Source organism: Arenibaculum sp. (assembly GCF_035998295.1).
GTDB lineage: Bacteria > Pseudomonadota > Alphaproteobacteria > Azospirillales > Azospirillaceae > DASYHS01.
Genome location: NZ_DASYHS010000084.1, coordinates 1 through 11,975, shown reverse-complemented (window position 1 = coordinate 11,975; position 11,975 = coordinate 1). Strand labels below are relative to the sequence as shown.

Sequence of the window (11,975 nt, the reverse complement as noted above, 5' to 3'; positions counted from 1 at the left end):
TGAGGTGGTCCCCATCACCCGAGCAGTCGGCTAAGCTTGGTTCGCCCTGGGGAAAGGACGGACCCGATGACGGGAAAGCGGAAGCATTACACGGCTGAGTTCAAGGCGAAAGTTGCGCTGGAGGCGTTGCGGGGCGAGCTGACGATCGCGCAGCTGGTGAGCAAGCACGGCGTCCACCAGACGCTGATCAATGCCTGGAAGCGGCAGGCGGTCGAGGGCATGGCCGCGGTGTTTTCGGGCAAGGCGGAGGCAGCCGAGACGGCGCGCGAGGACGAGGTGGAGAAGCTGCACGCCAAGATCGGCCAGTTGGTAGTGGAGCGGGATTTTTTGCGCAAGGCCTCCGGTCGATGAGCGTCGGCCGGAGGCGCGAGATGATCGAGCCCGAGCATCCGCGGCTGTCGATCGTGCGGCAATGCGAGCTGGTCTCGATCAGCCGGTCGGCCTACTACGGGCCGGTCCGGGGCGAGAGCGCGCTGAACCTGAAGCTGATGCGGTTGATCGACGCGCAGTTCCTGGAGACGCCCTGGTACGGCTCGCGCCAGATGGCGCGCCACCTACGTCGTCAGGGCCATGTCGTCGGCCGCAAGCGGGTGCGGCGGTTGATGGCGAAGATGGGCTTGGCGGCGGTCTACCAGCGGCCGCGGACGACGGTGCCGCACCCCGAGCACCGGGTCTGGCCCTACCTGCTGCGGAGCCTGTCCATCGAGCGGCCGAACCAGGTCTGGTGTGCCGATCTGACCTACATTCCCATGCGGCGCGGTTTTCTGTATCTCGTCGCGGTGATGGACTGGGCCACGAGGAAGGTGCTGTCGTGGCGGCTCTCGAATACCATGGACGTGGACTTCTGCCTCGAAGCGCTTGAGGAGGCGCTGGCGCGATACGGGTGCCCGGAGATCTTCAATACCGACCAGGGCAGCCAGTTCACCAGCCCCCGTTTCACCGGCGTCTTGAGCGAGGCGGGCATCCGGGTGTCGATGGACGGGCGCGGCCGGTGGATGGACAACGTGTTCATCGAGCGGCTATGGAGGAGCCTGAAATACGAGTGCGTCTACCTGAACGCTTTCGAGACCGGCAGCGAGGCGCGCGCCGGGATCGGACGGTGGGTGACCTACTACAATGCCGAGAGGCCGCATTCGCGGCTCGGCGGCAGCACCCCGGACGAGGCCTACCAGGGCATCGAGACTGGGATCGGCTTGGCGGCATGACGGAGACCTGAACCAAGCTTATTCCAGCCGCCAAACTGTCCGGCCATCGGGGACCACCTCACTGCCCCGGAGAGGCTTCCCAAGCTCCACGGCGTGATCGCCTTCGACGTGGGGCGGGCCAACTGGAACGGCCTCGTGTGCAGGAAGGGCTCGGTCCGCTTGAATTTCGACTGCGGCCTGCCCGTCGCGCGGCCGCGTCCCGCGGGGCCGCTGCACGCGTGCGAAGCCTTTCACTCAGACAAGCGCCTCAACGCGAATGTTCGCCGCCGCTCGTCAGTGATCGCTCTGCGAATGTGGGTACAGATGTGGGCAGGACGGCGAAGAGCCGTCGCAAGATGCTGCAAACATTGAGAAACTCAGAGGGAAGTGGCGGACGGGGTGGGATTCGAACCCACGGTACCCTTGCAGGTACGCCGCATTTCGAGTGCGGTGCCTTCAACCACTCGACCACCCGTCCGCATCGCGCGCCGGCAAGCTTCGGCACCCCGGCCCGCGAGGCGCGCAAACTACCCCAAGGCCAAGCGGGTCGCAAGAATAGAATTGCGCTCCGGCATGCGCCTGTCCGCCGCGGCGTGCGCCCTTACATATAGGGACTTCCGGCCGGTTTCCGCTAACATGACCGGCCCGCTCGCAACGGAACCGCTCATGGCCGTATCCCCGTCCGCCCGCCTGATCCCGCCGGCCCTGCCGCCGGCCGTCGTCGTCCATGGGCCGGGCAGCGGCGTCGACGTGCTGATATCGCGGTTCGCGACGGCGCTCGCGGGGCGCGGCTTTCGCGTCGGCGGCGTCGTCCAGCGCCAGGGCGGCGGCACGCAGGCGGGCGGCGCCGTCTGCGCCGACGAGATGGAACTGGTCGAGATCGCGACCGGGCGGGCGATCCCGATAAGCCAGCGCCTCGGCCGCGGCTCGTCCTCATGCCGGGTCGACCCGGCGGGCGTGGCCGAGGCGTCGGCGCTGATCCGCGCGGCGCGGGCCGGCGGCCTGGACCTGCTGGTCCTCAACAAGTTCGGCGGGCTGGAGAGCCAGGGCGGCGGCCTCGCCTCGGAGCTGGGCGATGCCGTCGCCGAAGGCGTGCCGGTGCTGACCTCGGTCAACGGCAAGTACCTGCCGGACTGGCTGGCCTTCGCCGGCACGCTGTCGCGCATGCTGCCGCCCGAGGAGGACGCGCTGTGGCGCTGGTGGGGCGGCTGCCGGCTCTACCGCGACCTGCTGAACGGCGTGGAGGACGACGAGGTGCGGCGGATCGAATGCGCGCCGCCCTGGGTCCTGGTGCGAAGCGCGCGGGGGTGCGGCGTCGCCCGCATGCCGGAGGGGGCCGCCGTGCCCGCCTATCGGCTGCGCGCGCTCGGCCGGCACGGCCTCGGGGCGCTGGCGCGGCGGATCGAAGCCTGGGACCCGTTCGACGCCACGCTCGGCTTCGCCGCCGTCAACGCGCATTACAACCGGCCCGATCTGGACGCCGAAGCCGGGAACGGCCTGGATGCCGTCGTCGGCTCCGCCGGACCGGCTCCGGGGCGCCTCGTCGTCGTCGGCGCCTTCCCCGACCTGCTGGACCGGCTGCCGCGCGCCGAGGTGATCGATGCCAGCCCCGGCGAGGGCCGGTTCCCGCCCGAAGCTGCGGACTGGCTGCTTCCCGGCGCGGCGCAGGTCGTGCTGACCGGCTCCACGCTGCCCAACCGGACCCTGCCCAGGCTGCTCGACCTCGCGGGTCCGGCGCGCGTCGCCATGGTCGGGCCGAGCACCACGCTGTCGGACCGGTTGTTCTCCTACGGGATCGAGACGCTGGCCGGGTTCGTCGCGGACGACCCGGACGGGCTCGCCGATGCCGTCGCCGCGGGGGCGCGGCCGCGCCAGTGGACCCGCTTCGGCCGGCAGGTCGTCCGCCGCCGGGCCGGGGCCTCGGGATTGTCGCCGCGCGGGGCAGGGAGTGGTTGACAGGGGGGCGGGGATGCGTATATTCCGCCTCTCTTGCAAGCGGGCACAGGGCTGATGGGTCGCGAGGACCTGCCGGAAATGTGTGCCCGCCGTTTATTTTCAGATACGGCAGTGGCAGACATGTTCGCAGTCATTCGTACCGGCGGCAAGCAGTACAAGGTCGCCAGCGGCGACGTGATCAGGGTCGAGAAGCTGGCGGGTGAGCCTGGCGCGACCATCAGTCTGGACGACGTGCTGATGGTCAGCGACGGCGGCAGCACCTCCGTCGGCACGCCGGTGGTCGCCGGGGCTTCGGTGACCGCGGAGGTCGTCGCCCAGGATCGCGGCCCGAAGATCATCGTCTTCAAGAAGAAGCGCCGCCAGAACTACCGGCGCAAGAACGGGCACCGCCAGGACCTGACGGTCCTGCGCATCACCGGCATCCAGGCCAGCGCCTGATCGGCCGGCCCGGGCAGAGGAGATTCGGAAATGGCACATAAGAAGGCAGGCGGTAGCTCCCGCAACGGCCGCGACAGCGCCGGTCGCCGTCTCGGCGTGAAGCGCTTCGGCGGCGAGAGCGTGCTGGCCGGCAACATCATCGTCCGTCAGCGCGGTACCAAGTTCCATCCCGGCGCCAATGTCGGCCTGGGCAAGGACCATACGCTGTTCGCTCTCGTCGACGGGCAGGTCCGGTTCCGCAAGTCCGGCGACCGCATGCTCGTCTCGATCGCGGACGAGGTGCCGGCCGCGGCCGAGTGACGCTCGCCGGCTGACGCTGCCCGATCCAGGGCTTCCACCATCGGGTTCATCGGGGGGATCGGGCGACCGGTCCCCCCGATGCCGTTTCCCGATCCCATTTCCGACCGGGGCGGGTACTCCCATGAAATTCCTCGACCAGGCGAAAGTCTTCCTGAAGAGCGGCGATGGCGGGCCGGGCGTCGTCAGCTTCCGCCGCGAGAAGTTCATCGAGTTCGGCGGGCCCGACGGCGGCGACGGCGGCAAGGGCGGAGACGTCGTCATCGAGGCGCTGGACGGCCTCAACACGCTGATCGACTACCGCTACCAGCAGCACTTCAAGGCGCCGCGCGGCGGCCACGGCATGGGGCGCAACCGCACCGGCGCCAGTGGCGAGGACGTGGTCCTGCGCGTGCCCGTCGGCACGCAGGTGCTGGACGAGGACGGCGAGACCGTGCTCGCGGACATGACGGCGCCCGGCCAGCGCACCGTCCTGCTGAAGGGCGGCGACGGCGGCTTCGGCAACGCCCATTACAAGAGCTCGACCAACCGCGCGCCCCGCCAGTTCCACCCCGGCTGGCCGGGAGAGGAGCGCTGGATCTGGCTGCGCCTGAAGCTGATCGCCGATGCCGGGCTGGTCGGGCTGCCGAATGCGGGCAAGAGCACCTTCCTGGCCGCCTGCTCGCGCGCACGCCCGAAGATCGCCGACTATCCCTTCACGACCCTGACCCCCAATCTCGGCGTCGTTCGCGCCGGCGACGAGGAGTTCGTGCTGGCCGACATCCCCGGCCTGATCGAGGGGGCGAGCGGCGGCGCCGGGCTCGGCGACCGCTTCCTCGGCCATGTCGAGCGCACGAACGTGCTGCTGCATCTCGTCGACGGCACCCAGGACGGCGTCGTCGAGGCCTACCGCGTGATCCGGGGCGAGTTGGACGCCTACGGCCACGGCCTCGCCGGCAAGCCCGAGATCGTCGGCCTCAACAAGGTCGACGCCCTGGTCGAGGAGGAGGTCGAGGCGAAGCTGGCCGCGTTGCGCGCCGTAACCGGGTCGCCGGTCCTGGCGCTGTCGGGCGCGGCCGGCATCGGCGTCGAGCCCGTCCTGTTCGAACTGCTCTCCCGCATCAAGGAGGCGCGGGCGGCCGCCGCCGAGGAGGGCCGCGACCCGCACGCGGCGGAGGCCGGGCTCGCCCGGAACCGGCGTGCCGCCGAAGCGCGCGAGGAACTGGCCCGGCGCCGCGCCGAGGACGGCGAGGAATGGTACGACGAGGAGCCGTGACGGCCGCTACGCGGGCCGGCGCAGGAACGCGGCGCTCGCCGGGCACAGGCCGGAGAACTGGCGGCTCGCCGTGACGGCCGCCGGGGCGGTCGCGCGGTCCGCGGGCTGGAAGCCCGCGGCGGCGAAGAACGGCGCCGCCGTCGTCGTCAGGAGGTAGAGCTCCTCGGCCCCGTCCGCCGCCGCGCGCGCCGCCAGCCAGTCGACCACGGCGCGCCCGTGCCCCCGGCCGCGGGCCGAGGGCAGCGTCACGATCGAGCGCAGCAGCACCGCGGCGCCACAGGGCTCCATCCCGCCATAGGCGACCACCGTGCCGGCCTCGTCGCGGAAGCGGAAGAAGGCCCGGCCCGGCTCGCCGAGATCGTCCGTCGGCAGCCCGGCATCGCCGAGCGCTGCCGCCAGTTCGGCGATCGACCCGGCATCCAGCGGTTCCGCGGTCAGCTCAGGCATGGGCTCCCCTTTCGTACCAGCCGCGGCTGGCCTTGACGATTCGCACGACGGACAGCATCACGGGAACCTCGACCAGCACGCCGACCACGGTCGCAAGCGCCGCGCCGGAGTTGAGGCCGAACAGGCTGATCGCGGCCGCGACCGCCAGTTCGAAGAAGTTGGATGCGCCGATCAGCGCCGCGGGAGCGGCGACGCACCACGCCACGCCGAAGCGCCGCGACAGCCAGTAGGCGAGGCCGGCATTCAGGTAGACCTGGATCAGGATCGGCACCGCCAACAGCAGGATCACCGCCGGCTCGGCCAGGATCCGTTCGCCCTGGAAGCCGAACAGCAGCACCAGGGTCGCCAGCAGGGCCGCGAGCGAGAAGGGCTGGAGTACCGATAGCATGCGGGCGAGCGCCGCCTCGCCGCCCGTTGCAAGCAGATGCCGCCGCCATCCCTGGGCGACCACGACCGGGACGGCGATGTAGAGCGCGACGGACAGCAGCAGGGTGTCCCAGGGCACGGTGATCGCGGCGACGCCCAGCAGCAGCCCGACGATGGGGGCGAAGGCGAAGACCATGATGAGGTCGTTGAGCGCCACCTGGCCCAGCGTGAAATGGGGCTCGCCGTCGCACAGGTTCGACCAGACGAACACCATGGCCGTGCACGGTGCCGCGGCCAGCAGGATCAGCCCCGCGATGTAGGAGCCGATCTGGTCCTGGGGCAGGAGCGGCGCGAAGAGCTGGCCGATGAACAGCCAGGCCAGCACCGCCATCGAGAACGGCTTGACGGCCCAGTTGATGAACAGGGTGACGCCGATCCCGCGCCAGTGCTCGCGGACATGGCCCAGCGCGCCGAAGTCGATCTTCAGCAGCATGGGGATGATCATCAGCCAGATCAGGGCCGCGACCGGCAGGTTCACCCGCGCCGCCTCGGCGGCGGCGATGGCCGCGAACGCGCCGGGGGCGACATGGCCGAGGCCGATCCCGGCGACGATGCACAGGCCGACCCAGAGGCTCAGCCAGCGCTCGAAGAAACCGATGCCCGGGCGCTCGCGCCCGGCGCCGACGACGGCCTCAGGCTGCGCCATTCTCGACCTCCGGGCGCATCAGCCCGATCTCGCGCAGCTTGGCCTGAAGCGAAAGCCTGTCGAGCGCCTCGTGCCGCAGGCTCGTGAAGACCTTGACCCGGCCTTCCAACTCCAGATAGGCGCGGCGGAACGCCTTCAGCGTCTTGTCCTCCGGCCCGACGAAGGCGGCCGGGTCCTCGACGCCCCAATGCGCCGTCATCGGCTGGCCCGGCCAGATCGGGCAGACCTCGCCGGCCGCGTTGTCGCAGACCGTGAACACGAAGTCGAGCGGCTCCGCCCCCGGTCCGGCGAACTCGTCCCAGGACTTCGAGCGGAAGGGCGAGACGTCGTAGTTCAGGCCCTCGAGCAGCGCCAGCGTCATCGGATGCACCTGGCCCTTGGGCTGGCTGCCGGCGCTGAAGGCCCGGAACCTGCCGGCACCCCAGCGGTTCATGGCCGCCTCCGCCATGATGCTGCGGGCACTGTTGCCGGTGCAAAGGAACAGGACGGTGTAGGTCCGTGGCGGGTTCATGGGCGGCTTCCTCGAGCTCCGCAGGTTTCGGCCTCTCCGGGCGGGGCGCATTCCGCGCCGACGTCGCACAGTTCCGGCATGCCCTGGCAGCAGTCCTCCATCAGGAAGGCCAGCAGCCGGCGCGTGCCCGCATAATCGGTTGCATAGAAGATCTGACGCTGGACGCGCTGGGAGCGTACGAGGCCCGCGCGTTCCAGATGGGCGAGGTGATGCGACATCGTCGATGCCCCGACGCCCAGGCGCTGGGCGATGTCCCCCGCGTTCAATCCGTCGGGTCCGGCGATGACGAGCAGGCGGAACACCGCGAGGCGCGTTTCCTGTGCTAGTGCCGACAGCGCCTGCACCGCGGTCTTCGTTTCCATCGGGGTCTTCCCAGTCGTTACGACAGTTAGAGAAACGTCGAAACAGCCGGGGCGTCAAGTTACGTTTCGATGACGCCCGTACGGCCGGGGCTTAGCGGCGGCGGGTGGCGGTCAGGAGGACGAGCACCGCGAAGGGGACCGCCAGGACGACCAGCAGGCCCGCGCCGCCGGCCGTATCCATCGCGGCCCCGGCGGAGGGCACGCCGAGCAGCGAGCCGGCGCCCCAGGTCATCGCCACCGCGGCGTTGCCGCTCACGAGCTCGGTGCCGGTGAACCGGGCACCCAGCTCCGCAAGGGCCATGGTGTAGACGCCGACCGCCGCTCCGCCCCAGAGCACGAGCATGGCCCAGAGCAGCGGGCCCGCATCGAGGGCGAGCGGGAAGGCGATGCAGCCGGCGAGGCTGGCCGCGGCGCATCCCAGGAAGGTCGCCGGGACGGAAGTCCGGTCGGCGATCCAGCCGATCGGATACTGGAGCGCCATGCCGCCGAGCAGCAGGACCGACAGCATTTGGTTGCCGGTCCGGACGTCGAAGCCCTCGTCGGCGACGTACAGCGGCAGGAACGACATGCTGGCGTTGTCGAAGGAGGCGACGGCGGCGCAGGCGACCAGCAGGACCGGCGCCTTGGGCAGGAAGGACGTGACGGACCCGGAGCCCCCCGACGGGACCAGGCGCCCGCGCAGCGGCGCGCGGGCCGCCGTGAGCACGAGGGAGGCGGCCAGCAGGATCGCCGTGGCGGCGGCGAAAGGCAACCAGCCCCCATGGCCGGTGGCGACCAGGATCAGCGGCCCCAGGGCGTAGCCCAGGGTGACCGACGTCGTGTAGGCGCCCATCATCCGCCCCCTGATATGGGCGGGCGATGCCTCGAGGACGCCGGCCTCGGTCACGACGAAGAGCGCGCCGGTGGTGCATCCGAGCAGGAAGCGCAGCGGGAACCAGGCGGCGACCTCCTGCGTGGCGCCGATCAGCAGCAACAGCACGGCGGACGCGATGGTGCAGCCGAGCAGGATCGCCCACGGACCCAGCCGTCGCGTCAGCCCGGGCACGAAGGGCGCGGAGAGGATCATGCCGAGCGGCGTCACCGCGGCGTTGATCCCGATCATGGTGTCCCCGACGCCCGCCGCGCTCAGCTTCAGCGCCAGGAGGGGATAGCTCAGGCCGATCGTGATCGAGAACACGCTGGCGCCCGCGACCAGCCCGACGCTGGCCGGCAGCCAGGCGTCCCGGCCGGCCGTCTCACCTGCCATGGGCCGGCCGTCCTCTCGTCGCGGGACGGAGCTTCTCGATCGGGGGCCGCATCATGGAGGCGCACTATAGTGGCCCGAGCCGGGTGCGTCCTCCCCAACCTTGCCGGACGGCAAATTGCCGGTGGCGTCCCGGGCGCGCCCGGGATATTCGTCGGCGACCCGAACTTTCCGGCACCGACCCATGACCGTCTCCCCGAACACGCTGCGCGCGGCGCGGCGCCTCGTCGTCAAGATCGGCTCGGCCCTCCTGGTCGACGAGACGGACGGCCGCATCCGCCGTGCCTGGCTGGACGCGCTCGCCGACGACGTCGCAGCCTGCCGCGCCCGCGGGCAGGAGGTGGTGGTGGTCTCCTCCGGCGCGATCGCGGTCGGGCGCGAGCATCTGGGCCTGGTCGGCCGGCCCCTGCGGCTGGAGGAGAAGCAGGCCGCCGCCGCGACGGGGCAGATCCGTCTCGCCCACGCCTACCAGGAGACGCTGGCCCGCCACGGGCTGACGGTCGCCCAGGTGCTGCTGACCCTCGACGACACCGAGGACCGCCGCCGCCACCTCAACGGCCGCGCGACGCTGGAGACGCTGCTGCGCCTGGGCGCCGTCCCGGTCATCAACGAGAACGACACGGTCGCCACCGCCGAGATCCGTTTCGGCGACAACGACCGCCTGGCCGCGCGCGTCGCCCAGATGATCAGTGCCGACACGCTGGTGCTGCTGTCCGACATCGACGGCCTCTACACCGCGGACCCGCGCAAGGACCCGGATGCGGTCCTGATCCCGGAGGTGCGCGAGCTGACCTCGGAGATCGAGGGCATGGCGGGCGAGCCGCCGCCGGGCTACAGCTCAGGCGGGATGGTGACCAAGATCGCCGCCGCCCGAATCGCGATCGCGGCCGGCTGCCGGATGGCGATCGCGAAGGGAAAGCGCATGAACCCGCTGGCGGCACTCGACCACGCGCCGGAGGAGGGAGGGGCGCCCTGCACCTGGTTCTTGCCGGCGGGCGAGCCGCTGACCGCGCGCAAGCGCTGGATCGCGGGCCATCTGGCGCCCGCGGGCGCGCTGGTCGTCGACGAGGGGGCGGCGGCGGCGCTGCGGCGGGGCACCAGCCTGCTGCCCAAGGGGGTCGTCGGCGTCGAGGGCGATTTCGAGCGCGGCGACCTCGTCGCGGTCCGCACCGCCGGAGGCCGCGTGGTCGCCCGCGGCCTCTCCGCCTACTCGGCCATGGATGCCCGCCTCATCCTCGGCCACCACAGCCAGGAGATCGCGGAGATCCTGGGCTGGCGCGGCCGCGACGAGATGATCCACCGCGACGACATGGTCCTGGCCTGATCAGGTCCCTCCGGCAACGATCCGGACCGAGCGGCCGGCCGAGGCTCCCGTTCCCGGGGCGCCGGCCGTGGGCGCCTGGCGGGTGACGGTCGTGACTGCGGAGGCGGGCAGGCCGGCGCTGGTCAGGACGGAGGCGACGGCCTGCGCGCGGGCGGCCGCGAGCTTGCCGGGGTCGCCCTGGCCCTCGTCCGGTTCGGCGGATGCCTCGACGGTGACCGCCCGTGCCGCCGCCGGCCCGCCGGCCGCCGCCAGATGGGCCGCGATCGCGGCGGCATCCGATGGATCGACCGTGGCCGCGCCGCGGTCGAACAGCACCGTGCCGAGCACCTGCTGGCCGGCGGTTAGCAGCACCCCGTCGCTCGCGACGTAGGAGGAATACCCGTCGAGCCCGCAGTCCGGCAGCGTGCGGACGAACAGCGCGCGGTAGCCGATCGCGATCGGCCGCTCGAAGCTCTGCGACAGCCGGATCGAGCGGTCGCCGGCGAAGGTGATGCTGCCGCGTGCGCCCGGCAGGGTCTGCCCGCCCGCCGCCGACACGGTCCCGTTGACCTGTGTCTCGAGCGCCGCCAGCCGCGCCTCGATGTCGGTCCCGGCTGCGGTGTCGGTCGTGGACCCGGTGTCCGTGCCCGGCACGGGTTGGCTGCCGGTCGCGGCGGAGCCGGCTGCGGCGCCGATGCCGAATCCACTCTGGCGCGAGAAGGTGTAGTCGAGCGTGCGCGTATAGAACACCTCGCTGATCACGGTCAGGACGGGCGTGCCGGTGGCGTCGCCGGGCCGGCGCAGCATGTCGCCCGCCAGCGCGACGCGGGCAGGATCGATCACCGGCTTGCCGGCCGCGCACTGCTTTTGCAGCAGGTCGATCAGGGCGTTGGCGGGAAGCGCGTAGGATTCCGCCTGCGGCACCGACAGGCTCAGGTTGAGGTCGTCGCTATCGCCGATCCCGCCCAGGAGGCCGCCGAGCAGGCTCGGCGCGGCGAGGCCGATCTGGCTCTCGTCGAGCAGGGCGAGGCTGAACGCGGGGAACTGCACCAGCCGCAGGCGTCCCAGCGGATCGGCGCTGCGGTAGGCGTTGTCGGGCGGGGTCGCCGAGACGACCTGGGACAGGGGGGTCGGCGTGACGGCGCTGCCGCCGGCCGCCACCGGGTTTCCGTCGGGGCCGAGCGCCGCCGGCAGGCCCTGGGGCAGGTTGGCGCGCGCATCGTAGAAAGCCTCGACGAGGTCACGCGTCAGCAGGCTGTCGAGCCAGATGCCGGGCGTGCCGTAGTCGATGTCCTGCGGCCCGTCCTTCGCGTCGGCCAGGACGACGTAGAGGTCGCCGACCTGGACGTCCTCGCGGGGCGGGAACAGCGGATAGATGTTCAGCTCCCGCATGCTGCTGTCCCACTCGCGGGCGACGAAGCCGGGGTCGCGGGTAACGCCGCATCCGGCGAGCAGGGAAGGGAGAGCGGCGGCCAGGGCCATGCCGGCGAGCGCGCGTCCGAGTGCCATTGGGTCCTCTGGAGGGCGAGTCCGCCGGCTCGATGCACGCGGACCGCGAACTCATATTGGTTAATCCATAATAGCCTGGAGTCCGGGAACGTGCCACAGGCAAGTCGGCAGGGTCGCGTCCGTCCATGCGATGGTGGCGTCGAAGGTCGCCTCTTGACTACCGCCGCTGCGTGTTCTCATATTGTTCTTTCTACCGGAACGAGGAGGACGCCCCATGGCCGCTACCGCCGCCCAGCCGCTGGCATCGAGCATCGAACTGTTCTGCCGCATCGCCGCGCGGGGCGCGCCCCTGGCCGAGGCCGCGCGCCGTGCCGGCTGCGCCCCCGGCTCGGCGCCGTGGTCGCGCGCGGACGTCCGGGCCCGCCTCGTCGAACTGTCCGCCCAGGAGGAGAACCGGC

General features: G+C 71.4%; 13 protein-coding genes and 1 tRNA gene. 7 read left to right on the top strand and 7 right to left on the bottom strand.

Annotated elements, in window-relative coordinates:
• Positions 1-66: 66 nt before the first annotated feature.
• A protein-coding gene (locus VGO20_RS09820; protein WP_327502150.1) for an IS3 family transposase occupies positions 67-1,205 on the top strand; the annotation gives its coding sequence in 2 pieces (ribosomal slippage) (positions 67-322 and positions 322-1,205; 1,140 coding nt in all).
• A 367-nt stretch (positions 1,206-1,572) separates the two neighbouring features.
• Here the strand turns inward: VGO20_RS09820 and VGO20_RS09815 are convergent.
• Positions 1,573-1,662, bottom strand: a tRNA-Ser gene (locus VGO20_RS09815).
• 188 nt (positions 1,663-1,850) lie between these two features.
• On the opposite strand from VGO20_RS09815, the gene VGO20_RS09810 reads away from it, so the two are divergent.
• The 4 genes from VGO20_RS09810 to obgE all read left to right on the top strand — a co-directional run bounded on the left by VGO20_RS09810 (position 1,851) and on the right by obgE (position 5,130).
• A complete protein-coding gene (locus VGO20_RS09810; protein ID WP_327502149.1) occupies positions 1,851-3,140 on the top strand; it encodes a DUF2478 domain-containing protein in 1,290 nt (429 codons plus the stop codon).
• A gap of 120 nt (positions 3,141-3,260) precedes the next feature.
• Positions 3,261-3,578 carry a 50S ribosomal protein L21 gene (gene rplU, locus VGO20_RS09805; RefSeq protein WP_327502148.1) on the top strand — a complete coding sequence of 106 codons (318 nt, stop codon included), beginning with the start codon at positions 3,261-3,263 and terminating at the stop codon, positions 3,576-3,578.
• Between the two features lie 30 nt (positions 3,579-3,608).
• Positions 3,609-3,878 carry a 50S ribosomal protein L27 gene (gene rpmA, locus VGO20_RS09800; RefSeq protein WP_327502147.1) on the top strand — a complete coding sequence of 90 codons (270 nt, stop codon included), beginning with the start codon at positions 3,609-3,611 and terminating at the stop codon, positions 3,876-3,878.
• A gap of 121 nt (positions 3,879-3,999) precedes the next feature.
• Complete coding sequence (gene obgE / locus VGO20_RS09795; RefSeq protein WP_327502146.1) at positions 4,000-5,130, top strand: GTPase ObgE; 1,131 nt, start codon at positions 4,000-4,002, stop codon at positions 5,128-5,130.
• A 6-nt stretch (positions 5,131-5,136) separates the two neighbouring features.
• Here obgE and arsN2 read toward each other — a convergent pair whose 3' ends face one another.
• From arsN2 to VGO20_RS09770, 5 genes are all read right to left on the bottom strand, one after another.
• On the bottom strand, positions 5,137-5,577 hold the full coding sequence (arsN2, locus tag VGO20_RS09790) for an arsenic resistance N-acetyltransferase ArsN2 (RefSeq protein WP_327502145.1): 441 nt from the start codon (positions 5,575-5,577) through the stop codon (positions 5,137-5,139).
• A complete protein-coding gene (gene arsB / locus VGO20_RS09785) occupies positions 5,570-6,601 on the bottom strand; it encodes an ACR3 family arsenite efflux transporter (RefSeq protein WP_473964856.1) in 1,032 nt (343 codons plus the stop codon). Before arsB ends, arsN2 begins: the two co-directional genes overlap by 8 nt.
• A 34-nt stretch (positions 6,602-6,635) precedes the next feature.
• Positions 6,636-7,160 (bottom strand): arsenate reductase ArsC, encoded by a 525-nt coding sequence (locus VGO20_RS09780; RefSeq protein ID WP_327502143.1) that lies wholly within the window; start codon positions 7,158-7,160, stop codon positions 6,636-6,638.
• Positions 7,157-7,522 carry an ArsR/SmtB family transcription factor gene (locus VGO20_RS09775; RefSeq protein ID WP_327502142.1) on the bottom strand — a complete coding sequence of 122 codons (366 nt, stop codon included), beginning with the start codon at positions 7,520-7,522 and terminating at the stop codon, positions 7,157-7,159. Before VGO20_RS09775 ends, VGO20_RS09780 begins: the two co-directional genes overlap by 4 nt.
• A gap of 91 nt (positions 7,523-7,613) precedes the next feature.
• On the bottom strand, positions 7,614-8,768 hold the full coding sequence (locus VGO20_RS09770) for an MFS transporter (RefSeq protein ID WP_327502141.1): 1,155 nt from the start codon (positions 8,766-8,768) through the stop codon (positions 7,614-7,616).
• Between the two features lie 181 nt (positions 8,769-8,949).
• Between VGO20_RS09770 and proB the strand changes: the two genes are divergently transcribed.
• A complete protein-coding gene (proB, locus tag VGO20_RS09765) occupies positions 8,950-10,089 on the top strand; it encodes a glutamate 5-kinase (protein WP_327502140.1) in 1,140 nt (379 codons plus the stop codon).
• Here proB and VGO20_RS09760 read toward each other — a convergent pair whose 3' ends face one another.
• Positions 10,090-11,577: an OmpA family protein gene (locus tag VGO20_RS09760; RefSeq protein ID WP_327502139.1), complete on the bottom strand. Its 1,488-nt coding sequence runs from the start codon at positions 11,575-11,577 to the stop codon at positions 10,090-10,092.
• Positions 11,578-11,791: 214 nt separating this feature from the next.
• Between VGO20_RS09760 and VGO20_RS09755 the strand changes: the two genes are divergently transcribed.
• Positions 11,792-11,975: hypothetical protein (locus VGO20_RS09755; protein ID WP_327502138.1), on the top strand; the 184-nt coding region annotated here is incomplete at its 3' end.

What these genes read in the sequence shown, in the direction of transcription:
- VGO20_RS09810 (WP_327502149.1), top strand. Translation starts at nt 1,851, where the DNA reads ATGGCCGTATCCCCGTCCGCCCGCCTGATCCCGCCGGCCCTGCCGCCG.
- rplU (WP_327502148.1), top strand. Translation starts at nt 3,261, where the DNA reads ATGTTCGCAGTCATTCGTACCGGCGGCAAGCAGTACAAGGTCGCCAGC.
- rpmA (WP_327502147.1), top strand. Translation starts at nt 3,609, where the DNA reads ATGGCACATAAGAAGGCAGGCGGTAGCTCCCGCAACGGCCGCGACAGC.
- obgE (WP_327502146.1), top strand. Translation starts at nt 4,000, where the DNA reads ATGAAATTCCTCGACCAGGCGAAAGTCTTCCTGAAGAGCGGCGATGGC.
- arsN2 (WP_327502145.1), bottom strand. Translation starts at nt 5,577, where the DNA reads ATGCCTGAGCTGACCGCGGAACCGCTGGATGCCGGGTCGATCGCCGAA.
- VGO20_RS09780 (WP_327502143.1), bottom strand. Translation starts at nt 7,160, where the DNA reads ATGAACCCGCCACGGACCTACACCGTCCTGTTCCTTTGCACCGGCAAC.
- VGO20_RS09775 (WP_327502142.1), bottom strand. Translation starts at nt 7,522, where the DNA reads ATGGAAACGAAGACCGCGGTGCAGGCGCTGTCGGCACTAGCACAGGAA.
- VGO20_RS09770 (WP_327502141.1), bottom strand. Translation starts at nt 8,768, where the DNA reads ATGGCAGGTGAGACGGCCGGCCGGGACGCCTGGCTGCCGGCCAGCGTC.
- proB (WP_327502140.1), top strand. Translation starts at nt 8,950, where the DNA reads ATGACCGTCTCCCCGAACACGCTGCGCGCGGCGCGGCGCCTCGTCGTC.
- VGO20_RS09760 (WP_327502139.1), bottom strand. Translation starts at nt 11,577, where the DNA reads ATGGCACTCGGACGCGCGCTCGCCGGCATGGCCCTGGCCGCCGCTCTC.